The following is a 24,561-nucleotide window of genomic DNA, read 5'->3' as shown; positions in this document are numbered from 1 at the left end:
AGAGAAGGGACGCGCTCATTCCCTACCCAGGAGCTCGCCGTGCGTTCCTTCCAACGTGGTGCACTGGACCTTCGCCCCGTCATCCTCACCCCCGGAGTGTCCCGCTACGCGGAAGGCTCCGTGCAGGTGGAGTTCGGCAACACCAAGGTGCTCATCACCTGCTCCACCGAGGAGCGCGTGCCCCCGCACCTGATGGGGAAGGGGACCGGCTGGGTGACGGCCGAGTACGGCATGCTCCCGCGCGCCACGCACACGCGAAACCAGCGCGAGGCGGCCAAGGGCAAGCAGACCGGCCGCACCATGGAGATCCAGCGCCTCATCGGCCGCTCCCTGCGCGCGGCGGTGGACCTGTCCACGCTGGGCCCGCGCACCCTCACGCTGGACTGTGACGTGCTCCAGGCGGACGGCGGCACGCGCACGGCGTCGATTACGGGCGCGTACGTGGCGGTGGTGCTCGCGCTGCGCTCACTGCAGAAGCAGGGCACGCTCACCAAGCAGCCCAAGCTGACCCCCATGGCCGCGGTGTCCGTGGGCGTGGTCAACGGGGAGGTGCGCGTGGACCTGGACTACGAGGAGGACTCCAAGGCGGACGTGGACCTCAACATCGTGGCCACGGGAGACGGGCGCATGGTGGAGGTGCAGGGCACCGCCGAGCACCAGCTGTTCGACCGCAAGACGCTGGACGCGATGCTCGACGGGGGACTTGCCGCCATCCATCAGCTCGTGGCCGCGCAGGCCAAGGCGCTCGAATGAGCACGCCCTCGCCGAAGCTGCTCTTCGCCACCACCAACAAGGGGAAGCTGCGCGAGCTGCGCCAGCTGGTGGGGGACTCGGTGGAGGTGGTGTCGCTCGCGGACCTGCCGCCGGTGCCGGAGCCGGAGGAGGACGGCGACACCTTCGAGGCCAACGCGGTGAAGAAGGCGGTGGAGTACGCGCGGGCCACGGGCCTGCCGGCGCTCGCGGATGACTCGGGGCTGTGCGTGGACGCGCTCGACGGCCAGCCCGGGGTGCTGTCCGCCCGCTACGCGCCCGGCGACGACAAGGCCCGCTACGAGAAGCTCCTCTCGGAGCTGCGCGGCGTGCCCGACGAGAAGCGCACGGCGTCGTTCCGCTGCGCGCTGGCGCTGGCGTGGCCGGATGGGCGCACGCACGTGGAGGAGGGGCGGTGTGAGGGGCGGATCGGCCACGCGCCGAAAGGTGAGCACGGCTTCGGGTACGACCCGGTCTTCATCCTTCTGGACAGTGGCCGGTCGCTCGCGGAGCTCACCGCCGAGGAGAAGTCCGGCATCTCCCACCGGGGCGCGGCCTTCCGGAAGATGAAGCCGAAGCTGCTCTCGCTCGCCGCGCGTGCGTGAATGGCGAGGTCAGGCACGTGGGCCTTGCGCGTCCGTCCGCGATGGTTCAACAATGCCGGACTCTACTTTTCGGGGCGTAGCGCAGCCTGGTAGCGCACCTGCCTTGGGCGCAGGGGGTCGGAGGTTCGAATCCTCTCGCCCCGATTTTTTCAAGTAGGGAGTGGATGCAGGTAGCCCGGCCCAGCTCCAATAGCTCAGCTGGATAGAGCACCGACCTTCTAAGTCGGGGGTCGCAGGTTCGAGTCCTGCTTGGGGCGCCAACCTGGCTGTCGTCACATTTGGGCCTTGAACTGGCCCGGCTTTCCACGGTAGGGAAGCCCCCGCTTCAAACGCCGTAGCGGTAACGGCGGCCATAGCTCAACTGGTTAGAGCGCTGGACTGTGACTCCAGAGGTTGCCGGTTCGACCCCGGTTGGCCGCCCACCTTCTTCCCCTGTTCGTAGGTTGCGCTCGTAGCTCAACTGGATAGAGCACTGGGCTTCGAACCCAGGGGTTGGGGGTTCAAGTCCCTCCGAGCGCGCTCTCCTCCTCTTCCGCAGGCCCCCCGGACTCCTTCATGGGAATCCCGAGCGGCGCCGCGAAGAGGGCCCCCGCCGGAAGACGTCCGACGGAGGCAGTCCTCACTTCAGCGCATCAGGCGTGGGACGCGCCGTTGCTCTTGTCCGCGGTGGACGGGACGCGGCAGCGCAGCTCCGTCTCCGCCTCCAGCGCGAGCAGGTTCTCCCGCATCGCCTTGGCCCAGCGCGCGCGGGGTTGCTCCATCAGCTTCTCGTTCGCCAGCTCGATGGTCTCGCTGAGCTCCTCGTCCGAGAGCTCCGAGGCCGTCTTGCCCTTGTACGGACCGAACGCCACCAGCACGGCGCTCGCCTTCGGACGCGTGGGCGCCACGGTGGGCTGCACGTCCTCCTTCGCCGCCTCCACTTCCTTCGCGGGGAGCGGGGCCAGCGGGAGATCCACGTCCAGCTTCGCGGGGACCGCCTTCTCCTCCTTCGTGGGCGCGGTGGCCAGCGGGGTGGGGAAGGACGCCTTCACCGGTCCCGTCCTGGCGCCCAGCACCTCGTAGGCGCCGCCCGCGGGGACAGGCTCGGGGTGGGCCGAGGCCGAATCGAAGTCCTCCGCCGGCATCTCCTCCCGGACGTACAGTCCGCCGAAGGCCTCCGGGTACGCCTTGCGCAGGGCCGCCACCCGGGCGCACTTCTCGATCATCGTCGTGGGAATCTTGGCCCACAGCGGCGTCTGCTGGACGTAGCCGCTGAAGTCCAGCCACACCACCACGGGCAGCTTCCCGTCGCGCACCACCCGCGACCAGGCGCCCACCAGCGCGCCCTTGCGCTTGGCCGGGTTGAAGCGGTGCACCACCTCGCCTCGACCCTGGTCCACCACGATGTCGTCCTCGGCGAACACGGCGCTCGCCTGGATGCCCTTGAAGTCCGGGAAGCGCTCCGCGCGGGCGAGCATCCCGGCCTCGGAGGGCTGGAACTCGTACTTCGTCACCCAGTTGGGGCGCTCCCGGTTGCCGATGTTCTGCCTCCGCGCGACGCAGAAGGCTTCCTTGAGCAGCGGATCCAACCCGCTGCGCTTGCACTGCTCGATGAAGAGGGCGAACTCGTCCTCGCTGATGCCCCGGGGGCAGATGGTGCGCCGAATCAACTCCATGCGCTCCCGGCTCCAGCCGCCGAGCGCCGAGCCGGTGTCTTCCACCTTGGGGGGGATGTTGGCTTCCGTCACTGTCGTCTCCTGCATACGTCCTGCGCGAAAAGGGCGGACGACCTCCGTCCGCCCGCCTGTGCCTCGGCGGTTCACGTGCTCAGAGTCCCGGAATGGGGGCGCGTGCGAGCCCCGTGTCTCCGAGCACTCCGGACACACGGGTCGCCGTGGCCACGTTCAACAGTGGGCCCGTGGCTCTGTTTCATTCGGAATCCGGCCGTCCCCGGCGCCAGCCCGTCCAGCGGGCGGCGTGGCGTCCCATCCCGGACTGCGCGTCCTCGTGGGAGATGCCGTGCGTGGGGAATGCAGGGGAGACGAAAATACTTTTGACAGCGCGGGCGGCCTTCTGTAATTACCGCCGCCACTTGGACGTCACGCAGCCGACGGGCCAAGCGCAGTGCCGGGAGCGTAGCTCAATTGGCAGAGCAATGGACTCTTAATCCATAGGTTGTGGGTTCGATTCCCTCCGCTCTCATACGGGGTCTCTCCAGCGATGGAGAGACCCCGTTTGTTTTTCCGCAGCACGCATCCGTCGGGTGACGCGCGGCGGACGTTTCGCGGTATGTACGGCACAAGGCACGCGGCGCATCCGGGCGGGTGGCGAAACTGGTAGACGCACCAGACTTAGGATCTGGTACCGCAAGGTGTGAGGGTTCGAGTCCCTCCTCGCCCATTTCGCGTTGACCCGTTCGTGCCTATCCCCTAAAGGCGCACGTCCCACTTAACCGGCGCCGCTCGGGACGACTGTCCGAGAAGGCGGCGAGCGAGGCCCGTATGAAGGTCCAGGTCGAAGAGCTCTCTCCCATCGAGAAGAAGCTCTCCATCGAGGTCGAGTCCGCCCGCGTGGCGGAAGAGCTGAACCGCGCTTACTCCAGGCTTGGCCAGCAGGTGCGGTTGCCGGGCTTCCGACAGGGCAAGGTCCCCCGCCGCATCCTCGAGCAGCGCTTCAAGGACCAGGTCGAGGACGAGGTCATCCAGCGCGTGGTGCAGACGGCCTACCTGGACGCGGTGCGCGAGCACAACGTGGAGGTGGTGGCGAGCCCGCAGGTGACCAACCAGGGTCTCAAGGCCAACGCTCCCTTCAGCTTCGAGGCCCGGGTGGAGGTCAAGCCCAAGGTCGAGGCGAAGGAGTACGCGGAGCTGCCGCTGACCAAGGCGGACACCGCCGTCACCGACGAGCAGATCGACGAGCAGCTCGGCCGCATGCGCCAGTCGCTGAGCCGGCTGGAGCCCGTGACGGACCGCGACTCGGCGGCCTCCGGTGACTACGCGACGGTGGACTACGACGCCACCGTGGACGGCCAGCCGTTCGCCGGCAGCAAGGCCGAGGGCATCACCGTCCAGGTGCAGCCCGGTGAGCTGGTCGAGTCGAAGATCGCCGCGCTCGAGGGCGTGAAGGTGGGCGAGTCCAAGGACATCGACTACGCCTTCCCCGCCGACTACCGGGTGGAGGAGGTGCGGGGGAAGACGGGCCGCTTCCACGTCACCCTCAAGGAGATCAAGAAGGAGATCTCCCCCGAGCTCAACGACGACCTGGCGAAGGAGACGGGCATCGCGCAGACGCTCGAGGAGCTGCGCGGCAAGCTGCGCGCCGACATGGAGCGCGCGCGCCGTTCGCAAGCGGACAACGACGACCGCGAGGCGGTGATGAAGGGCCTCGTGGAGCGCAATCCCTTCGAGGTCCCCCGCGCCATGGTGGAGCGCGCCATGGACTCCATGCTCCGCGGCGCCCTGCAGCAGCTGCAGCGCTCGGGCGTGGACCCCAGCCGTCTGAACCTGGACTTCAACCGCCTGCGCGAGGAGATGCGCGAGAAGGCGACCCAGGAGGTGAAGGGGACGCTGCTGCTGGAGTCCATCGCCCTCAAGGAGGGCATCCAGGCGAGCGACGCGGACGTGGACGCGCGCATCGAGCAGCTCGCGGTGGAGGCGGGCCAGCCCGTGGAGGCCGTGAAGCGCTACTTCAAGGGCGCGGACGAGCGGCTCGGGTTGTCTCTGCGACTGCGCGAGGAAAAGACGATTGAATTCCTGAAGGGCCGGGCGAAGTATTCCTGACCTGAGGTTCGTCTTCGTCGAGCCGTCCCTTCGAGTCTTCTCCCGAGGTCGCCATGCCCTTCATGCCCGTTCCCTACGTCATCGAGCAGACGCACCGCGGTGAGCGCTCGTACGACATCTACAGCCGGCTCCTGAAGGACCGCATCATCATGCTGGGCACGGAGATCGACGATGACGTGGCGAACGTCATCGTCGCCCAGCTGCTGTTCCTCGAGTCCGAGGACCCGGACAAGGACATCAACATCTACATCAACTCGCCGGGCGGCTCCGTCACGGCGGGCATGGCCATCTACGACACGATGCAGTACGTCAAGCCGCCGGTCTCCACCATCTGCGTGGGGCAGGCGGCGTCGATGGGGGCCGTGCTGCTGCTCGCCGGGACGAAGGGCAAGCGCTACGCCCTGCCGTCCAGCCGCATCATGATCCACCAGCCGCTGGGTGGGGTGCGGGGCCAGGCGACGGACATCGAGATCCAGGCCCGCGAAATCCTGCGGATGAAGGCGAAGCTCAACGAGCTCATCGTCAAGCACACCGGGCAGTCCATCGAGCGCGTGGAGAAGGACACCGACCGCGACTACTTCATGGGCGCCACGGAGGCGAAGGCCTACGGAATCGTGGATGAAATCCAGAACCCCCGCAAGGTGGTGGGCCTGGGCAAGGACGAGAAGAAGTAGACGTTTGCCGGGGCTCGACGCCTCGGCCGGTGGCCGGAGCCGCGGGAATTCGCCCCCGCGCCTCCGGCTTTCTGCTTTCTGCGCCGACCCACTCCCCCTGTTAAGTACAGGGAAGGCGCGTGGACGTCCCTGATGGGGGCTGACTAGATTGGCCTGGAGCCGAGGCGGGTGGCGCTCGGGGCGGGCGGCTTTACAGGCGCAGCGAGGGATTTCATGGCGGGCAAGAACGTGGAGAAGCGAGACAACCAGACCCTCTGCTGCTCCTTCTGCGGCAAGTCGCAGAAGGAGGTGAAGAAGCTCATCGCGGGGCCGACGGTCTACATCTGCGACGAGTGCATCGGGCTGTGCAACGACATCATCGCGGAGGAGATCGACCGCGAGGAGACCAAGGACACCAAGCTGCGCATCCCGCGGCCCTCCGAAATCAAGGCCGTGCTCGACGAGTACGTCATCGGCCAGGAGCGCGCGAAGAAGACGCTGTCGGTGGCCGTGCACAACCACTACAAGCGCATCGAGTCCAAGGTCGCGCTCGAGGACGTGGAGCTCCAGAAGAGCAACATCCTCCTGCTCGGCCCGACGGGCAGCGGCAAGACGCTGCTGGCCCAGACGCTGGCGCGCATCCTCAACGTCCCCTTCACCATCGCCGACGCCACGTGCCTCACCGAGGCCGGCTACGTGGGCGAGGACGTGGAGAACATCATCGTCAACCTGCTGCAGGCCGCCGACCACGACATCGAGCGGGCCCAGCGCGGCATCGTCTACATCGACGAAATCGACAAGATCGCCCGCAAGTCGGAGAACCCCTCCATCACCCGCGACGTCAGCGGCGAGGGCGTCCAGCAGGCGCTGTTGAAGATCATCGAAGGTACGGTGGCCAACGTTCCGCCCAAGGGGGGCCGCAAGCACCCGCAGCAGGAGTTCCTGCAGGTGGACACCACCAACATCCTGTTCATCTGCGGCGGCGCGTTCGGCGGCCTGGACCAGGTCATCGAGCGGCGCCTGGGCGGGCGCAGCCTGGGCTTCGGCGCGGACATCCAGTCGAAGAAGCAGCGCAACCTGTCGGAGCTGCTCAAGCACGTGGAGCCGGAGGACCTGCTCAAGTTCGGCATGATTCCGGAGTTCATCGGCCGCCTGCCCATCATCACCGCGCTGGAGGAGCTGGATGAGCCCGCGCTCATCAACATCCTCAACCAGCCGAAGAACGCGCTCACCAAGCAGTACAAGAAGCTCTTCGAGTTGGACGGCGTGGCGCTGAAGTTCACCGACGGCGCGCTCAAGGCCATCGCCAGCGAGGCCATCCGCCGCAAGGCGGGCGCCCGCGGCCTGCGCTCCATCCTCGAGTCGGCCATGCTGGACGTGATGTACGAAATCCCGTCCCGCAAGACGGTCCGCGAGGTGCTCATCTCCGAGGAGGTCATCCTCAAGAAGAGCGAGCCCGTCGTGCTCCACGCCGCGGCGGAGAAGGAGCCCGCCGAGCCGAAGAAGGAATCCGCGTAAGTCGCGGACTCTGACGGGCCGCCCTCGGGTGTGGGCGGCCCCTGGGATGTGACGGAGCGCGTCAAGGGCCCTGCAACGGCTCCGACGCGCTCCTCGCGTTCAGGGCGGGCGGGGTGGCGCCGGCCTGTCGCCCACGGTTTTTGTGGGACGGGCGGGGGCGTTTCTGTATGTGCTGGCTCCATGAGACAGCTCCCCGTGCCTGCCTTGTTGATGCTCGTTGCCTGTGCTGGCTCGACGCCGGCGAAACGGGAGGTGCCCGTGGAGGCGCCGGCCCAGGAGGAACACGCGCGCATGGCTTACCCGGCGACTCGGGTGGACGCGGTGGTGGACACGCTGCACGGGGTGCAGGTGCCGGACGCCTACCGCTGGCTGGAGGATGAGAAGGCGCCCGAGGTCCAGGCGTGGATGAAGGCGCAGGACGTGCTGACGCGCGAGGCGCTGGCGAAGTCGCCCGTGCGTGACGCGCTGGCGAAGCGCTTCCGCGAGCTGTTCTACGTGGACTCCATCTCCATGCCGGCGCGCCGCGCGGGCCGCTACTTCTACGTGCGCACGCACAAGGACAAGGAGAAGGCGGTCCTCTACTGGCGCGACGGCGAGAAGGGGCAGGAGAAGGTGCTCCTGGACCCGAACGGCTGGAGCCAGGACGGCTCGGTGTCCCTGGGCACGTGGTCGCCGTCGTGGGACGGCAAGAAGCTGGTCTTCGCGCAGAAGCCCAACGCGGCCGACGAGGCCGTGCTGCACGTGGTGGACGTGGACTCGGGTGAGTGGTCCAAGGTGGACGTCATCGAGGGCGCCAAGTACGCGCAGCCCAAGTGGACGCCGGACGGCAAGGGCTTCTATTACGAGTGGCTGCCCACCGACCCCTCCATCCCCGTGGACGCGCGCCCGGGCTACACCAGCTTGCGCTTCCACAAGCTGGGCGACGCGCCCTCCAAGGACGCGGAGATCCACCCGCGCACCGGAGACCCGTCCACCTTCCTGCAGGGCGACCTGAGCCGGGACGGCCAGTTCCTGTTCGTCTCCATCCTGCGGGGCTGGATCGAAAACGACATCTACTGGAAGCGGCCGGGGGAGAAGGACTTCCGCCTGCTCGTGAAGGGCAAGGGCGCCAAGTACAACGTGCAGGCGTGGAAGGGCCGCTTCTACGTCACCACGGACGAGGGCGCCCCGCGCCAGCGCGTCTTCGAGGTGGACCCGGCGAAGCCCGCGCGCGCGCAGTGGAAGGAAATCGTTCCGCAGGACCCGGTGGCCGCGCTCCAGACGGTGAACATCGTCGGCGAGCACCTGGCGCTGGAGTACATGAAGGACGCGACGACGCTCGTGCGCGTGGCCACCCTGCAGGGCAAGCCCGTGCGCGAGGTGGCGCTGCCCGGCGTGGGCGCGGCCTCCAACCTGACGGGCCTGGAGGACCAGGACGAGGCCTACTTCGTCTTCACGTCCTTCACCACGCCCCGGCGCGTCTACAAGACGTCCGTGAAGACGGGGGAGTCCTCGCTGTGGGCGCAGGTGGAAGTGCCCATGGACCCGGCGGCCTACACGGTGGACCAGGTCTTCTACCCCTCCAAGGACGGCACCCGCGTGCCCATGTTCCTGGTGCACAAGAAGGGCCTGAAGCGCGACGGCACCGCGCCCACGCTGCTCTACGGGTACGGCGGCTTCAACGTGAACATGGAGGCCACCTTCCGCGGCAGCATCCTGCCCTGGCTGGACGCCGGCGGCGTCTACGCGGTGGCCAACCTGCGGGGTGGGGGCGAGTACGGCGCCGAGTGGCACGAGGCGGGCCGCATGGCGAAGAAGCAGAACGTCTTCGACGACTTCCACGCCGCCGCCGAGTACCTGGTCCGGGAGAAGTACACCCAGCCCAAGAAGCTGGCCATCCAGGGCGGCAGCAACGGCGGGCTCCTGGTGGGGGCGGCCATGACTCAGCGCCCGGAGCTGTACGGGGCGGTGGTGTGCCAGGTGCCCCTCCTGGACATGGTGCGCTACCACCTCTTCGGGAGCGGCCGGACGTGGATTCCCGAGTACGGGACGGCGGAGAAGCCCGAGGACTTCCAGGTGCTGCACGCCTACTCGCCCTACCACCACGTCAAGCCGGGCGTGGCCTACCCGGCGCTGCTCATGATGTCCGCGGACCACGATGACCGGGTGGACCCGATGCACGCTCGCAAGTTCGTGGCCGCGGTGCAGCAGGCGGCGGGCAACCAGGCCAAGGCGCTGCTGCGCATCGAAATGAACGCAGGACACAGTGGCGCGGACCAGGTGGCCAAGAGCATTGAATCCAGCGCGGACCTGTATGCGTTCCTTTTCGAGGCGTTGGAGGTTGGTGGGCTACAGGGTGGGGAGGCAGCGCAGGGTCGCTGACACTGGGAGGGGACGTCCGAGGAAGCTTCGGGTGTTCCCTTGATGGCAGCAGGTGGTTCCCCAATCTTGAGGCGGGGAACGGCGCCTGAAACCGACGTGTTATAGACGTGCTTCACCCCGGGTGTGCGCTCGCCGGACGAGCAACCGGGCAACTCTTCAGGGGCCTACCCTCCCGGTAGGCCAGCAGGTGGCGGATACATGTTCTTCGGACGTGACGACAAGAAGGAAGCCCAGAAGCGGGGACTCACCGTCCCGCTCTTGCCCCTTCGGGACATCATCGTGTTCCCGCACATGGTGGTTCCGCTGTTCGTCGGCCGGGAGAAGTCCATCGCCGCGTTGAAGGACGCGATGGCTCACAAGGGGCCGGACGACAAGGCCGTCATCCTGCTGGCCGCCCAGAAGAAGGCCAAGACGAACGACCCCTCTCCCGACGACATCTTCCACTTCGGCACCATGGGGCACGTCATCCAGCTGCTGCCCTTGCCGGACGGCACCGTGAAGGTGCTGGTGGAAGGGGTGAAGCGCGCGAAGGTGAAGAAGTTCCACCCGAACGACGCCTTCTTCATGGTGGAGGTGGAGGAGGTGGAGGAGCAGACGGAGAAGAGCGTGGAGCTGGAGGCGCTCGTGCGCTCCGTGCACTCCGTGTTCGAGGCCTTCGTCAAGCTCAACAAGCGGATTCCACCCGAGATGCTGATGCAGGTGGCCAGCATCGATGACCCGGCGCGGCTCGCGGACACCATCGTCGCGCACCTGTCGCTGAAGCTGAACGACAAGCAGGCGCTGCTCGAGACCGAGTCTCCCGCGAAGCGGCTGGAGAAGCTCTACGAGCTGATGCAGGGGGAGATCGAGATTCTCCAGGTGGAGAAGAAGATCCGCACCCGCGTCAAGAAGCAGATGGAGAAGACCCAGAAGGAGTACTACCTGAATGAGCAGATGCAGGCCATTCAGAAGGAACTGGGTGAGCGCGACGAGTTCAAGAACGAGATCCAGGAGATTGAAGAGAAGCTGAAGAACAAGCGGATGAGCAAGGAGGCCACGCTCAAGGTCAAGAAGGAGCTCAAGAAGCTCCGGATGATGAGCCCGATGAGCGCCGAGGCCACCGTCGTTCGCAACTACATCGACTGGATCATCAGCCTGCCCTGGTACGACGAGACCCAGGACCGGCTGGACGTGACGGAAGCGGAGACGGTGCTCAACGAGGACCACTACGGCTTGAAGAAGCCGAAGGAGCGCATCCTCGAGTACCTGGCCGTGCAGCAGCTGGTGAAGAAGCTCAAGGGCCCCGTGCTGTGCTTCGTGGGACCTCCGGGCGTGGGCAAGACGTCGCTGGCGCGCTCGATTGCACGGGCCACGGGCCGCAAGTTCGTGCGCCTGTCCCTGGGCGGCGTGCGTGACGAGGCGGAGATTCGCGGCCACCGGCGCACGTACATCGGCGCGATGCCGGGCAAGCTCATCCAGTCGCTGAAGAAGGCGGGCAGCAACAACCCGGTCTTCCTGCTCGACGAAATCGACAAGATGTCCACGGACTTCCGAGGCGACCCGAGCGCGGCGCTGCTGGAGGTGCTGGACCCCGAGCAGAACCACAACTTCAACGACCACTACCTGGACCTCGACTACGATTTGTCCAAGGTGATGTTCATCTGCACCGCGAACACGATGCACAACATCCCCGGTCCGCTGCAGGACCGCATGGAGGTGATTCGCATCGCGGGGTACACCGAGCCGGAGAAGCTCTCCATCGCCCGACGCTACCTCATCCCGAAGGAGCAGGAGGCCAACGGGCTGACGGACGTGAAGGTGGACTTCAGCCATGAGGCGCTGCGGACCATCATCCACCGCTACACGCGCGAGTCCGGCGTTCGTTCGCTCGAGCGTGAGATTGGCGGCGTGTTCCGCAAGATTGCCCGCGACGTGCTGAAGAACGGCAAGCGGGACATCGAGGTGGACCGCAAGACGGCGATGAAGTTCCTGGGCACGCCGCGCTACCGCTACGGCGTGGCGGAGCGCGAGGACCAGGTGGGCATCGTCACGGGTCTGGCGTGGACGGAGCTGGGAGGAGAGATCCTCACCACCGAGGCCACCGTGATGCCGGGCAAGGGCAAGCTCATCATCACCGGCAAGCTGGGCGAGGTGATGCAGGAGTCCGCGCAGGCGGCCATGTCGTACGTGCGCAGCCGGGCGGACCGCTTCGGCATCGACCGCAAGGTGTTCGAGAACTACGACATCCACGTGCACCTGCCCGAGGGCGCGATTCCCAAGGATGGCCCCTCCGCGGGCGTCACCATCTGCACGGCGCTGGTGAGCGCGCTCACGCGCGTCCTCATCCGTCGGGATGTGGCGATGACGGGTGAAATCACGCTGCGTGGGCGGGTGCTGCCCATCGGCGGCCTGAAGGAGAAGACGCTGGCCGCGCACCGCGCGGGCATCAAGACGGTCCTCATCCCGAAGGCGAACAAGAAGGACCTGAAGGACATCCCGCTGAAGATTCGCAAGCAGCTGCGCATCGTCCCGGTGGAGTTCGTGGACGACGTGCTGCGCGAGGCGCTGGTGCTGGAGAAGCCCGAGGAGTTCGGCCGCGGCAAGCCGAGCTCGGATGGGCTCAAGAGCACCACGGCGGCCGAGGCGCCGTCGGCTCCGGCCCCGGCTCCGGCGTAGCGGGACTGACAGGAGAGGGCTTCGGTCCTCCTTGACGTGCTCGAAGCCAGGACGTCCGTCGACCCGCGAGGTCGCCGGGCTCCTGGCTTCTCTCTTTTCCAGCGGGCAGACGGGGCGTCTGGCTTCTGTTGCCGGGCGTCCCTGGCTTCGGGGTACAACGTGGCCCGGTGGCTCCTCGCGCTCGACTCGCCTGGTGGTGTCTGTTGCTGGCCTGGGTGACCGGGGCCTGCGGGCCGTGTGGCTTCCAGCCGGAGTCGGGCGTCAAGGTGGTGGTGCCCGCGATGCCCACCACGCTGGATTGGAGCCATTCGGACCCCGAGAGCTGGGCGAACTACCCGGTGATGCTCGCGACGCAGAAGGGGCTGACGCTGCTGGGCGCGGACCACTCGGTGCGGCCGGGGTTGGCGGAGCGGTGGGAGCGCTCTCGCGACGAGCAGGGGCGTGAGGTCTACGTCTTCCACCTGCGTGGAGATGTGCGATGGTCGGATGGCTCGCCGCTCGTGGCGCGGGACTTCGTGGTGGGGTGGCGGCGCGCGCTGCGCGGACGTGAGCGCGGGGAGATGGCGGACCTGGAGGGCGCGTCGGAGGTGCTGGCGCTGCAGGACCGCATGGCGCCCGAGGCGGACATCCGCGCGGCGCTGGAGCGCGTGGGCGTGGAGGCGGTGGACGCTCGGACGCTCCGGGTGACGCTGGCGCATCCGCGCAGCTACTTCCTGGCGCGCATCGCGAACGTCTACATCTTCTACCCGGCGCCCTCCGCGGACCTGGACGGGCGCTCGGATGAGGAGGTCCGTGATTACTTCGACAGGCCTCGTGACGGTCGGCCGCTGGCCTTGGGGCCTTATCGGGTGGAGAGCTGGGACAGGGCAGGGGAGCGGGTGCGGTTGGTCTACAACCCGCGCTCGGCGTTCCCTCCGCCCATGGCTCCGGGCGAGGTGCCCGTGCCCGTCATCACGTTGATGAAGTCGGAGATTGGACCGGCGCTGTACGAGCGGGGCCGGGTGGACTTCGTCTTCGTGGACAGCGCGGCGGCGCTGCGGGTGAAGCGGCCCGAGGACCTGCAGCGCGAACCGCTGTTGTCGACGTACTACCTGGCGTTCAACACGGAGCGCGCGCCGTTGGACAGGCCGGAGGTCCGTCGTGCGCTGTCACGGGCGTTGGACCGGGAGGCGTTGATGGTCGGGTTGCTGCCGGCCGCGCGGCCCTCGCATGTGTTGCTGCCTCCGGAGCTGCCGGGGGCTGCGTCGGCCGAGGAGGCGTTGCGGCTGCCGCACTACGAGCCCGAGCGCGCGAAGGCGGAGCTGGCGCCGGTGGCCGGGTTGGAGCGGCCGTTGAGGCTGGTGTACCGCTCGGGGGACAACTTCGTGCCGGAGGTGGCCATCGCCGAGCGCGTGGCGGCGCAGCTCGCGCGGGTGGGCGTGAAGGTGGAGCTGGAGGCGAGGTCCGACTTCACGGCGGAGATTTCGCGGCGCACGGCCAAGGGGCCTCGCGCGTATGACTTGTACCTGCGGCGGTTGGGCGGGGACTACGCGCACCCGAACACGTTCTTCACGCTCTTCGAGCGCTCGGGCAATCACCAGACGGGCTGGGAGACGCAGGGCGGTGGCGAGCCCATGGCACGCTTCGAGCGGCTGCTGGAGGCCGGGGACGGCGAGGCGGACGAGGCGCGCGCGCGGACGATGTATGTGCAGGCGCAGCAGGTGCTGGTGGGGGAGCAGGCGGTGATTGCTCCGCTGTACCACCCGGACCGCTACTTTCGGGCGCGTGACACGCTGCGGGGCCTGGATGTGGACCCGTTCAACTTCCTGGCCCTGCGCACGCTGCGCAGGACCGCGCCCACTCCGGAGCAGACCGAGGTGGCGCGATGATGGCCGTGCTCCAGAAGCTCGCGCGGCAGCTCGTGCTGGTGCCCGTGGTCGCGGTGGCCTCGTACTTCCTCATGGCCATGTTGCCGCTCACCACAGAGAGCGATGCGAAGCGGCAGGCGTCTCCGGAGCTGATGGCGTCGTATCGCCGGGACCTCGGCCTCGGTGAGCCGCTTGGCTTCCTGCGTCCCTGGGAGAAGCTGTGGCGCGGTGAGCGACTGGGCACGAGCGCGCAGGGAATCACGGGCGACGAACTGGCGCGCAAGCTGTCGGGCAGCGTCGGCGTGGGGATGCTCGCGCTTCCCCTGGCCCTGACATGGGCGCTGAGCTTCGCGCTCATTCGCACCCGTTGGCGACGAGGTCGGTGGTCCGCCCTGGGTGACGTCGTGCCGGCGCTGGCCTTCGGTACCCCCGTGTTCATCCCCGCGCTGTTGCTCGCGCCCGCGGTGGTCGAGCGCGGGCACATGCTGCCGGAGCTGTGCGCGGCGCTCGTCACGTCCATCTGGCCGGGCATCTTCCTGGGCACGCTGGTGGGGGACTCGCTGGAGACGGAGCTGTCGCGCGACTATGTGCGCACCGCGCTGGGCAAGGGCCTGTCGCCGGGCACGGTGCTGCGCCGTCATGTGCTCCCCAATGTGCTGCCCTCGCTGCTCGATGCCGTGGGGCCCGTGGCCACGGCGCTGCTCGCCGGCTCGTTCGCGGCGGAGCGCGTGTTGGGCCTGCCTTACTTCGGACAGCTCTACGTGCTCGCCGTGCTCAACAAGCAGGTCGCCGTCGTCGTCGTGGCGACCACCACCTTCGCCTCGCTGCTCGTCGTCGTGAGCCTCGTGGTGGAGGTGGCCCGCTACGTCGTGGACCCGCGTTCTCGTGAGGCCCGCGCATGAGCCCGAGGCTCGCGACTCAGCTCACCTCGCACGGTCCCGCCCTTTGTGATTTCGCGCCGTGCGACCTGACGGGCGTGCTTCGTCTGTCTGGCGACAGGTTCTCTCGTGAGGCCCGCGCATGAACCGCATCCCCGCGCGCGCCCGCGTCGGACTCGTGCTCCTCGTCGGGCTCGGCGTCCTCAGCCTCGTCGCCGGACGGCTGTTCCCGGACGTGCTCGCGAACACGTGTCCTCTGGGCGTGGACCCGACGCGTCCGGACCGCACCGTGTGCGAGCTGGCCTTCGGCGGCCTCTGGGTCTCCCTGGCCGTGGGCCTGTGCGCCGGAGGGCTCTCCACGCTCATCGGCCTCGTCGTCGCCGCGGTGGCGCGGCTTCTCGGCGGCGCGTGGGAACAGGTCCTCCTGCGCGGCGTGGACGCGGTCTTCGCGCTGCCCGATGTGCTCGTGGTGATGGTGCTCCAGCTCGCCGGCCAGTCGCTCGCGGACGCGGGGCTCGGCGGTGGACTGGGGCCCTTCGGATTGATGGTCATGTCGCTCGCGCTGGTGGGGTGGGCCGGGCCCGCGCGGATGTTCCGCAACCGGCTGGCCACGCTGGAGGGACAGGAGTACGTCGCCGCGGCGCGCGCGCTCGGTGGTGGCGGCGCTCATGTCCTGCGTGTCCACCTGTGGCCCGCGCTCCGGCCCTTCGCGCTCGCCGTGTTCCTGAGCCGCCTGCCCACCGCCATCCTCACCGAATCCACCGTCAGCTTCTTCGGCATCGCTCGCATGGAGCCGATGTCCCTGGGCCGCTACCTGGGCACCAGCTACGCCGCCCTCATCTACGAGGGCGGCGCGCGCGTGGTGCTCCCCGCCTGGGCGCTGTTGGTGATGCTGGTGCTCGGCGCGTCGCTCGCCTCCCAGGCGCTCTCGGCGGGCCCTCGCAAGGCCTCCTGAAGAGCAGGCGCCGTGGGCGTGTCCGCTTGGAATTCCCACCGAGGACATGTGGGTTCCCATCACACGGAAACCTTTTGCCCAACCGGTGCCCTCATGTCCCTGCCCACCACTGAAGAGTTGATCCCCGTGCTCGGCCCCGACGCGAAGGAGCGCACCGAGCGCAGTGACGAGCTGAAGGTGGAGCCCGTGCGCAGCGCGGTGCTCGTCGTGGAGGACGACCCGTCCCACCGCGAAATCCTCGTGGAGATGCTGGCCGGCTGGGGCTACGAGCCCCTGCCCGTGGGCAGCGCCGAGGAGGCGGAGTTCGCCGTGCGCAACAAGCGCATGGACGCGGCCATCGTCGACGTGTTCCTCCCTGGCCGCAGCGGCGCCACGCTGATGTCACGGCTCCGTGAGCGCTTCCCCCAGGCCGTGCTCATCGGCGTGAGCGCGATGAGCGACTCCGCCATGGCGCGCAAGTGCAAGGGCCTGGGCGCGGACCTGTTCATCGGCAAGCCGCTCAACCCCGAGCGCCTGTCCGAGGCGCTCCAGTCGAAGCACACCAGCTGGCACTGAGTGAGGGGCGCCCGGCACCCGTCTTCCCAGGGCGGTTGCCGGTTGCGCCGCTCGCTCGAACGGTTGATGCTCGTCTCGTGAAGAACCTCGCTCCCGGCTTCCTGCTGGCCATGCCTCAGCTCGGGGACCCGAACTTCTACCGCTCGGTCGTCTTGATGATCGAACACGGTGAGTCCGGCTCCATGGGGCTCGTCGTCAACCGGGGCGCGCCCTTGACGCTGGGCGAGCTGGCCCGCGGTCAGAAGCTCGACATCCACGAGGACCGCTCCACCCACCCCGTGTACCTGGGGGGGCCGGTGGAGCCCCAGCGTGGCTTCGTGCTGCACGACGATGGCGGGGTGCTGGAGAAGCACTCCGTCCTGCCGGGCCTGTTCCTCAGCGTGACGCTGGACGCGCTGGGGCCGCTCCTGGAGCGAAGCGCGCCCCGGCTGCGCTTCTGCCTGGGGTATGCGGGCTGGGGACCCAAGCAACTGGAGAGTGAGATCGCCGCCGGCTCGTGGCTCTTCACGGAGGCCTCGAGCGAGGCGGTGCTGGGCCTGGAGCCCGGCAAGTTGTGGGAGACCACGTTGCGTGGCATGGGCGTGGACCCGGCCATGCTGGTGATGGGAAGGGGAATGAACTGATGCTCGACGCAGAATTCGTCCGCAGCCGCATCCTGGAGGCCCTGCCGGGCTCCGAGGTGGAGGTGCATGACACCACCGGGACGGGGGACCACTTCGAGGCCCGCGTCGTCAGCCCGGACTTCGCTGGCAAGATGATGGTGCAGCAGCACCAGCTCGTGTATGCGCCGCTCCAGCAGTGGCTCAAGTCGGGCGAGCTGCACGCGCTCGCGCTCAAGACCTATTCACCCGAGCAGTGGAAGAAGCTCGGGAACCGCTAAGGAGACACCCCCATGAACCCCGACCTCAAGGCCCGGTTCGACCAGATTACCCAGTCGCACCCCATCGTCCTCTTCATGAAGGGCAACGCCCTGTTCCCCCAGTGCGGCTTCTCCGCGCGGGCGCTGCAGCTGCTGCAGCCCCACGGTGAGGTCTTCACGGTGGACGTGCTGGCGGACCCCGAGGTGCGCCAGGGCATCAAGGACTACACGAACTGGCCCACCATTCCGCAGATCTTCATCAAGGGGCAGTTCGTCGGCGGCGTCGACATCCTGTCGGGCCTGGCCGAGAGCGGCGAGCTGGCGGACCTGGTCGCGGGCAAGTCCCCGGCCTGAGCCGGGGGCCTCGGGGGGAGGGGAGACCCGCTCCCCTCGAAGCGGCTAGAATGGGCGGCCGCTACCGCGAGGAAACACCGTGGTCACCGCTACTCCGCCCAACACCTCCCAGAAGAACGAAGAGACCTCCGAGCCGTCGGGTGCCCCGACGCCGGAGGCCGTCGTCCCCGCGAACGTCGTCGTGACGGAGGCCGCCCCGGGTGTCGTCGTGCCCGTCGAGGTGGACCCCGATGACCTGGTGGCCACGGCGAAGACGCCCACGCTGATGGAGAAGGTGCAGGCGTTCCGCACGCGGCACGAGAAGTGGGAGATGGCCGCGTTCTTCTTCGGCGGCTTCCTCTACGACATCGTCTCGCTCAGCCGCATCGACGACAAGCTGACGCTGGTGCAGAGCTTCGGGTACCTGGTCATCCTGGCGACGCTGCTCCTGCTCGAGCAGCGCTACCCGGAGGGCACGGAGCCGCCGAAGCTGTTGGAGAAGGTGTGGCGCTGGCGCGAGGACGCCATCCACTTCTTCTTCGGCAGCCTGCTCAGCGTCTTCATGCTGCTCTTGTTCAAGAGCACGTCGGGCTTCACGCCCTACCTCTTCGTCGTCGGCATGTTCGCGCTGCTGGTGGCCAACGAGCTGCCGCTGTTCCGCAAGATGGGCCCGGTGGTGCGCGTCTCGCTGCTGAGCCTGTGCGTGACGATGTACTTCGCGTGCCTGCTGCCCGTGCTCATCGGGCGCATCGGCTTCTGGGTCTTCCTGCTGTCGGTGACGCTGGGCTGCGCGAGCATGTACGGGCTGATGCGGCTGATGGCGCGCTGGCGTCCGGACATGCAGTACCTGGTGCGCAACGTGGCGGTGCCGGGCTTCGGGGTGCAGGCGGCGCTCCTGGCCTGCTACCTGGTGGGCATCATCCCGCCCATACCGCTGGCGGTGCAGTACTCGGGCATCTTCCACGACGTGAAGCGCGTCAGCCCGGGCGTGTACCAGCTGACCTCGGTGGATGACTCGGTCTGGTACAAGCCGTGGACGTGGTTCGGTCCGGACTTCGTCATCCGCCCCGGCGACAAGCCGTATTACTTCTTCCGCATCTTCGCGCCGAAGAACTTCGCGCCCTACAAGGTGCGGGTGCGCTGGTACTACGACCACCCGGAGAAGGGGTGGACGACGAACGGCAGCGGCTTCGTCGCCAACGTGAGCAGCAACGGGACGGACGGCGGCTATCGCTACTATGCGACGACCTCCAACCTGAAGCCCGGCAACTGGCGGGTGGTGCTGGAGACGGAGGACGGGCACGAAATCAATCGCCTGTCCTTCTCCGCGGGGGCGGACACGCGTACGGACCCGCGTGAGCTGGAGGTGAAGTACTCCACGCTGAAGGAGGTCCTCCCGCTGTCCACCGAGGAGTGGGAGAAGACGCGGAAGACGCCGGCCGCGCCCTCGGGTGGGACGGTGCCCGGGGCGGCCCCGGCTCCGGCCGACGAGGTGCCTCCTCAGGTGGCTCCCGCTCCGACGCCTTGAGGCGTGTGTCCGGGGGCCTACATACCTGACATATAGCTGTCACGCCCGGTCGTCATGGTGCGTCTCACGAAGCCGTCGAGCTGTCCCGGACTCGCGAGGACCCACGCCCCATGATTCCCATTCCCCTGATGTTCCTGCCGTTTCCCTTCGTGCCCGTGGACGCGCAACGCTCGAAGGGAGACGGGGCGCGTCCCCGGCGGGGCTCGGTGCTTCGGGGTGCCCAGGAGGCCGCCGTGACGACACCTCGCAAGCGTTCCTCCTCCGCGACGCGGAGCGGTGCGAAGGCGGCGCTGACGCCCGTATTGACGAAGCGTGAGCTGAACCGGGCGCTGCTCGCGCGCCAGTTCCTGCTGCGACGGACCCGTGAGTCCGTGCCCCATGTTCTCGAGCACCTGGTGGGGCTCCAGGCCCAGGCTGGCAACGCGCCGTATCTGGGCCTGTGGACGCGGATGGAGGACTTCCAGCTCGAGGACCTCACCCGACGCTACGAGCAACGGGAAGTGGTTCGGGCGACGCTGCTGCGCTCCACGCAGCACCTGGTCACCGCGCGGGACTACCAGTCGCTGCGCCCCGCGCTCCAGCCCGTGTTGGACCGGATGTTCAATCACAGCGCGTATCCGCGAGAGCTCGCGGGGCTGGACATGGATGCGCTGCTCGCCGAGGGACGTCGGCTCCTCTCGCGTGAGCCCCTGAGCTCGGTGGAACTGGGGCGGCGTCTCCAGGCTCGCTGGCCGGAGCGGGATGCGCAGTCGCTGGCGTTCGTGGTGCGGGTCGCCGAGTCGCTCGTCACGGTGCCTCCGTTCGGCACCTGGGGCGTGGGCGGAGAGGTGACGTTCACTCCGTCGGCGTCGTGGCTCGGTGCGCCCCTGGAGCCCGCGCTCGCACTGGAGTCATTGGTGCGGCGCTACCTGGGCGCCTTCGGTCCCGCCAGCGTGAAGGACATGCAGCACTGGTCCGGCTTCGTGCGACTGGGCGAGGTCTTCGAGCGGATGCGCTCCGAGCTTCGCGTGTTCCGTGACGAGCAGGGCGTCGAGTTGTTCGACCTCCCCGACGCGCCCCGGCCCGACGGTGACTCGCCGGTGCCCGTGCGCTTCGTGCCCGAGTTCGACAACCTGCTGTTGTCCCACTCGGACCGCGCGCGCGTCATCTCCGAGCCGCATCGCAAGCGCGTCTTCACCGTCAACGGCATCATCCGTCCGACGGTGCTCGTGGACGGCTTCGTGCGCGGCATGTGGAAGCTGAAGTGGGAGAAGACGCGCGTCACGCTGCACGTCTCGCCCTTCGCCCGACTGTCTCGCGAGGACCGCGAGGCGCTCACGGAGGAGGGGCTGCGCCTGCTCTCCTTCGCGGCGGCGGAGGCCTCGGAGCACGAGGTGCGCTTCGCCCCGGTGGCCTGAGAGCACGCCGCGCAGCGGAACGCGGGCACGCGTGGATACGGACCTCGGAGGACTTCGTGCCCGGTGCGGCTCGACCGCGAGGTCACGGCGCCGAGCTCCCGGCCCGCACCTGCTTCGTGGTGGGGCCGGGACGTGACACGGGACTACTTGCGCTTGCCGGCCTTGGCCTTCTTCGCGGCGGGGGCCTTCGCCTTCTTCGCGGCGGCCTTCTTGCCCTTGGGGGCGGCGGACGCCTTGTCGGCGCTCCACACGCCGCTCATCCACGCCTCGATGTCCTTCACCGTGCGCGGGATGTTGCCGGACAGCACCTTGCAGCCGCGCGCGGTGACGACGATGTCGTCCTCGATGCGCACGCCGATGCCGCGGTAGCGCGCGGGCACCGTGAGGTCGTCCTTCTGGAAGTACAGGCCCGGCTCCACCGTGAGCACCATGCCCGCCTGCAGCTTCCCGTACTTGTAGGCCTCCTGCCGCGCCTGCGCGCAGTCATGCACGTCCAGCCCCAACATGTGGCTGACGTTGTGCAACGAGTAGCGCTTGTAGAACTGGTGCTCGTCCTTGAGCGCCTCCTCGGCGTCCTCGAGGATGCCCAGCTTCTCCAGGCCCTCGGCCAAGACGCGCATGGCGGCGCGGTTGGGCTCCATGAAGTCGTTGCCCGGCTTCACCGCCGCGAACGCGGCCTCCTGCGACGCGTACACCAGCTCGTAGATGGCCTTCTGCTCCGGCGAGAAGCGGCCGTTGATCGGCAGCGTGCGCGTGATGTCCGCCGTGTAGAGCGTGTGGCCCTCGACGCCCGCGTCCAGCAGGAGCAGGTCCCCGGGGACGAGCGGACCGTCATTGCGGTTCCAGTGCAGCACGCACGCGTGAGAGCCGCTGGCGACGATGCTGTTGTAGCCCGTGTCGTTGCCCTCCACCCGCGCGCGCAGGTTGAAGATGCCCTCCACGTAGCGCTCCGTCTTCGCCACCTTCAGGCTGCGGATGACGTCCTCGAAGCCGCGCTGCGTGGCGTCGATGGAGATCTGCAGCTCGCGCAGCTCCTGCGCGTCCTTGATGAGCCGCATCTCCGACAGGAACGTGGCCAGCGCCTTGTCGCGCTCGCCGCCCTCCGCCACCTCCGCGTCCACCTTGGCCGAGTGTCCGCGCAACACGCGCGTGGACTTCGCCGAGCCCTTCAGGCCCTTGAGGTACGCGTTCAGCGTGTCGAGCCCGCGCGCCTCGTCGACGTCATGGCGCGCGCGGCTCTCCGGCACGCCCAGGCGCGGGCCCACCCACAGCTCGCCCTTCACCCGGTCCGTGAAGAACGTCGCGTCCGAGCGGCCCGGGTTGGGCTCCACGAAGAGGATGTCCGTGTGGCCGCCGCCGTCCTTCGGCTCCAGCACCAGGACGCAGTCCGCCTCCATGTTGCCGGTGAGGTAGTAGAAGTCCGTGCCCGGGCGGAAGCGGTAGTACGTGTCGTTCGCGCGCACCTTCTCGTGGCCGGTGGGGATGACAAGCGTCTCGCCAGGGAACGCCTGCGACAGCGCCTTGCGACGGGCCTTGAAGGACTCCGCGTACTTGATCTTCGGCGGCAGCTTCCCCGACGCGGGCTTCCACTTCTCGAGCATGAAGTCGAGCAGCGCCTGGGGCGGCAGCGAGTCGTGGCTCGCGGGCTTCGCCGCTGGAGCCTGCGGCTCCGACGTGACGAGGGACTGCTGCTCACCGACCGCGGGCTGCGTGCTGTCGGAAGCGACCGAGGACGAAGGGATGGACGTGGCCATGGCCGATAACTCTCGGCCAGCGGCCCACCCCCTTCAAGTGCCACCTGCATCGTGACGCGCAGCAGTGTCTTCCCCGAGAAGGGCTACTTGCCCGACGAGCACGGGAACCGCCGTCTCCACCCGGAGGATGCGCGGCCCGAGCGAGAAGGGGCGGAAGCCGTGGGATTCCAACAATTGGGCCTCGAACGACACCCAACCTCCGTCGGGGCCGATGGCGAGCACGGAGCGTTGGCCGGGGGCCGCGGCCACCTGACGCAGGGGCTGCGTCGCCGGAGGGTGGGGGAGCAGGCGGACGGCGCCGGTGGGGAAGACGCTGTCGAGCTCGTCCTCGACGAAGGGGCGGAAGCGCTCGCGGACCAGGACCTCGGGCAGGCGGGTGTCGCGTGCCTGCTCCAGGCCTTGAAGGAGCAGGTCCCTCACGAACGCGCCGTCGAGCACCTTGGAGTCGAAGTAGCTCTTCTCCACGCGGGCGGCGTTGACCAGGACGATGCGGTCCACGCCCAGCGAGGCCACGGCCGGGAGGACCTTCTTGAGGGCCTTGGGGCGGGGGATGGCGAGCAGCAGGTCGATGCCCGCACGGGGCGGAGGGGGCTCGGTGAGGGACACGCGCAGGTGGAGGACGCCGGGGCTGTTCTCCAGCACCTCGCCCGCTCCCGTCAGGCCGCCCAGGCGCCCCACGCGCAGGGACTCACCGGGCTCGAGGCGCAGCACCTCCCGGGCGTGTTGGGCGCGGCGGCCGGTGAGCCGGGCGGTGCCGTCCGGCAGGAAGTCCTCGTCGAAGAGCAGCAGCAGGTTCACAGGGGGCCTGTGTACCCCGGCTGGCGGGGGCGTGGGTGGGTTCTTCCCCTCGGGAGCGCCTGGCGCCCTGGCTGGCGGCGGGCCCCTGCACCGGCAGTGCTTGCCCGGTTCCGGGCCGTGCCGTAAAGCCGGGCTGTGCGTTCCCTTTGTCTTCGCTGCCACCGCCCCGAGAGCGCTTGCTACTGCTCGCAACTGCCGCCCCGGCTGGACACGCGCACCCGCGTCGTCTTCCTCCAGCACCCCCGTGAGCGCCGCGTGGCCATCGGCACCGCGCGCATGGCGCACCTGGCGCTGGCCAACTCCGAGATTCATCAGGGCGTCGACTTCACGGGCCACTCCCGCTTGGAGGAGCTGGCGAAGGACCCGGACTCCGTCGCGGTGCTCTTCCCGGGCGAGGACGCCATCTCCGTGGAGGATGCGCGCGCGCGGCCGCCGAAGACGCTCATCGTCGTGGACGGGACGTGGCCGCAGGCGAAGAAGGTCGTGTCGCGCAACCCCGTGCTCGCGGGGCTGCCGCGCATCGGCTTCGTGCCTCGGCGTCCGAGCAACTACCGCATCCGCGCGGAGCCGGCGGACCACTGTGTGTCCACCATCGAGGCGGTGGTGGAGATTCTCGGGCTGCTCGAGGGTCAGCCGGAGAAGTTCGACACGATGCTGCGCGCGTTCGAGTACATGGTCGACACGCAGCTGGGGCGTCAGGCGACGCGGACCTCGCCCAATCGCCGCCGCATCCACTACGGCCCGTGGCGTCCGCCGTTCGAGCTGCGCTCGCTGGCGCAGGCCTTCGAGAACCTGGTGGTGTTCTACGGCGAGGCCAACGCGCACCCGACGGGCGCGGACATCCCGGCCGAGCTGGTGCACGTGGTGGCGTGTCGCCCCGCTTCGGGAGAGCGCTTCGAGGCCATCATCGCGCCGGAGCGGCCGCTGGCTCGCAGCACGACGCTGCACGTGGAGCTGTCGGAAGAGGTGCTGCGCGCGGGCGAGACTCGGGCCGCGGCGCTGGCGCGGTTCGAGCAGTTCCTGCGTCCGGACGATGAGCTGGCGGTGTGGACGACGTTCGCGCTCGACCTCTTGTGGGAGGGTGGGGTGGCGCGCAGGCCCGCGAGGAACGTGCGGCTGGCCACGGCGCGCGCGCTGGAGGGCAAGGCGGGCGGGGTGGAGCACGCGATGGAGCTGCTCTCGGGGCCGGACGTGCCGCGCTGGGCTCCGGGACGCGCGGGCACGCGCATCCGCGCGCTGGAGTCCGTGCTGCGCGTGCTGGTGGAGCGAGGCCAGGCGAGTGAGCCGATGAAGCGCGTGAAGCAGCGCACCGGCACCGAGGGCTGACGCGGGACGGCGGTTGATTTCAATCAGACGG

20 protein-coding genes and 6 tRNA genes are annotated in these 24,561 nt (G+C 68.6%); 23 read left to right on the top strand and 3 right to left on the bottom strand.

What is annotated here, in order from left to right:
• The first annotated feature begins 39 nt into the window (after positions 1–39).
• The 6 genes from rph (at position 40) to K8625_RS32940 (ending at position 1,874) form a co-directional block, all read left to right on the top strand.
• Positions 40–753: a ribonuclease PH gene (gene rph / locus K8625_RS32965; protein ID WP_074957947.1), complete on the top strand. Its 714-nt coding sequence runs from the start codon at positions 40–42 to the stop codon at positions 751–753.
• A complete protein-coding gene (locus tag K8625_RS32960) occupies positions 750–1,355 on the top strand; it encodes an XTP/dITP diphosphatase (RefSeq protein WP_223750604.1) in 606 nt (201 codons plus the stop codon). The genes rph and K8625_RS32960 overlap by 4 nt, the downstream gene beginning before the upstream one ends.
• A 70-nt stretch (positions 1,356–1,425) precedes the next feature.
• Positions 1,426–1,499, top strand: a tRNA-Pro gene (locus K8625_RS32955).
• A 39-nt stretch (positions 1,500–1,538) separates the two neighbouring features.
• Positions 1,539–1,615: transfer RNA gene (locus tag K8625_RS32950), tRNA-Arg, on the top strand.
• Positions 1,616–1,701: 86 nt separating this feature from the next.
• A tRNA-His gene (locus tag K8625_RS32945) sits at positions 1,702–1,775 on the top strand.
• A 25-nt stretch (positions 1,776–1,800) separates the two neighbouring features.
• Positions 1,801–1,874 (top strand) — tRNA-Arg (locus tag K8625_RS32940).
• A 113-nt stretch (positions 1,875–1,987) separates the two neighbouring features.
• Here K8625_RS32940 and bet read toward each other — a convergent pair.
• Entirely contained in the window at positions 1,988–3,082 is a 1,095-nt protein-coding gene (bet, locus tag K8625_RS32935) for a phage recombination protein Bet (protein ID WP_370642007.1), read from the bottom strand.
• A gap of 381 nt (positions 3,083–3,463) precedes the next feature.
• Here bet and K8625_RS32930 point away from each other — a divergent pair.
• The 16 genes from K8625_RS32930 (at position 3,464) to K8625_RS32855 (ending at position 20,652) form a co-directional block, all read left to right on the top strand.
• A tRNA-Lys gene (locus tag K8625_RS32930) sits at positions 3,464–3,536 on the top strand.
• 116 nt (positions 3,537–3,652) lie between these two features.
• Positions 3,653–3,734: transfer RNA gene (locus tag K8625_RS32925), tRNA-Leu, on the top strand.
• A 101-nt stretch (positions 3,735–3,835) separates the two neighbouring features.
• Positions 3,836–5,113 (top strand): trigger factor, encoded by a 1,278-nt coding sequence (tig, locus tag K8625_RS32920; RefSeq protein WP_223784948.1) that lies wholly within the window; start codon positions 3,836–3,838, stop codon positions 5,111–5,113.
• A 53-nt stretch (positions 5,114–5,166) separates the two neighbouring features.
• A complete protein-coding gene (clpP, locus tag K8625_RS32915; protein ID WP_046712192.1) occupies positions 5,167–5,787 on the top strand; it encodes an ATP-dependent Clp endopeptidase proteolytic subunit ClpP in 621 nt (206 codons plus the stop codon).
• Between the two features lie 213 nt (positions 5,788–6,000).
• Positions 6,001–7,284, top strand: a complete 1,284-nt coding sequence (gene clpX / locus K8625_RS32910) for an ATP-dependent Clp protease ATP-binding subunit ClpX (RefSeq protein WP_046712193.1) — start codon at positions 6,001–6,003, stop codon at positions 7,282–7,284.
• A gap of 291 nt (positions 7,285–7,575) precedes the next feature.
• Entirely contained in the window at positions 7,576–9,645 is a 2,070-nt protein-coding gene (locus K8625_RS32905) for a prolyl oligopeptidase family protein (RefSeq protein ID WP_223750606.1), read from the top strand.
• A 198-nt stretch (positions 9,646–9,843) separates the two neighbouring features.
• Positions 9,844–12,300, top strand: a complete 2,457-nt coding sequence (gene lon, locus K8625_RS32900; RefSeq protein ID WP_223784947.1) for an endopeptidase La — start codon at positions 9,844–9,846, stop codon at positions 12,298–12,300.
• A 281-nt stretch (positions 12,301–12,581) separates the two neighbouring features.
• A complete protein-coding gene (locus K8625_RS32895) occupies positions 12,582–14,168 on the top strand; it encodes a peptide ABC transporter substrate-binding protein (protein WP_223784999.1) in 1,587 nt (528 codons plus the stop codon).
• Positions 14,165–15,049 carry an ABC transporter permease subunit gene (locus K8625_RS32890; protein WP_223784946.1) on the top strand — a complete coding sequence of 295 codons (885 nt, stop codon included), beginning with the start codon at positions 14,165–14,167 and terminating at the stop codon, positions 15,047–15,049. The genes K8625_RS32895 and K8625_RS32890 overlap by 4 nt, the downstream gene beginning before the upstream one ends.
• 118 nt (positions 15,050–15,167) lie before the next feature.
• Positions 15,168–15,980, top strand: a complete 813-nt coding sequence (locus K8625_RS32885; protein ID WP_223750609.1) for an ABC transporter permease subunit — start codon at positions 15,168–15,170, stop codon at positions 15,978–15,980.
• Between the two features lie 93 nt (positions 15,981–16,073).
• Positions 16,074–16,535, top strand: coding sequence for a response regulator (locus K8625_RS32880; protein ID WP_046712197.1), 462 nt, complete (start codon positions 16,074–16,076; stop codon positions 16,533–16,535).
• Positions 16,536–16,612: 77 nt separating this feature from the next.
• Positions 16,613–17,158 carry a YqgE/AlgH family protein gene (locus K8625_RS32875; protein ID WP_223750610.1) on the top strand — a complete coding sequence of 182 codons (546 nt, stop codon included), beginning with the start codon at positions 16,613–16,615 and terminating at the stop codon, positions 17,156–17,158.
• Entirely contained in the window at positions 17,158–17,415 is a 258-nt protein-coding gene (locus tag K8625_RS32870; protein ID WP_141326072.1) for a BolA family protein, read from the top strand. The genes K8625_RS32875 and K8625_RS32870 overlap by 1 nt, the downstream gene beginning before the upstream one ends.
• 12 nt (positions 17,416–17,427) lie before the next feature.
• Positions 17,428–17,748, top strand: coding sequence for a Grx4 family monothiol glutaredoxin (gene grxD, locus K8625_RS32865; protein ID WP_223750611.1), 321 nt, complete (start codon positions 17,428–17,430; stop codon positions 17,746–17,748).
• A gap of 79 nt (positions 17,749–17,827) precedes the next feature.
• Positions 17,828–19,255, top strand: coding sequence for a DUF2914 domain-containing protein (locus K8625_RS32860; RefSeq protein WP_223784945.1), 1,428 nt, complete (start codon positions 17,828–17,830; stop codon positions 19,253–19,255).
• Between the two features lie 110 nt (positions 19,256–19,365).
• Positions 19,366–20,652, top strand: a complete 1,287-nt coding sequence (locus K8625_RS32855; protein ID WP_223750613.1) for a winged helix DNA-binding domain-containing protein — start codon at positions 19,366–19,368, stop codon at positions 20,650–20,652.
• A gap of 143 nt (positions 20,653–20,795) precedes the next feature.
• On the opposite strand, the gene K8625_RS32850 is transcribed toward K8625_RS32855, so the two are convergent.
• Together K8625_RS32850 and K8625_RS32845 are read right to left on the bottom strand one after the other, a co-directional pair.
• Positions 20,796–22,406 carry an aminopeptidase P family protein gene (locus K8625_RS32850; protein ID WP_223784944.1) on the bottom strand — a complete coding sequence of 537 codons (1,611 nt, stop codon included), beginning with the start codon at positions 22,404–22,406 and terminating at the stop codon, positions 20,796–20,798.
• Positions 22,407–22,439: 33 nt separating this feature from the next.
• Positions 22,440–23,204 carry a 16S rRNA (uracil(1498)-N(3))-methyltransferase gene (locus tag K8625_RS32845; protein ID WP_223784943.1) on the bottom strand — a complete coding sequence of 255 codons (765 nt, stop codon included), beginning with the start codon at positions 23,202–23,204 and terminating at the stop codon, positions 22,440–22,442.
• A gap of 135 nt (positions 23,205–23,339) precedes the next feature.
• Here K8625_RS32845 and K8625_RS32840 point away from each other — a divergent pair, with 135 nt between their 5' ends.
• A complete protein-coding gene (locus tag K8625_RS32840; RefSeq protein WP_223750616.1) occupies positions 23,340–24,530 on the top strand; it encodes a tRNA-uridine aminocarboxypropyltransferase in 1,191 nt (396 codons plus the stop codon).
• Positions 24,531–24,561: the final 31 nt, after the last annotated feature.

This window comes from Myxococcus sp. AS-1-15 (assembly GCF_020037055.1).
Classification (GTDB): Bacteria; Myxococcota; Myxococcia; order Myxococcales; family Myxococcaceae; genus Myxococcus; species Myxococcus fulvus.
The sequence above is the reverse complement of the archived record's forward strand: the minus strand, read 5'-3'. Positions and strand labels throughout refer to the sequence as shown.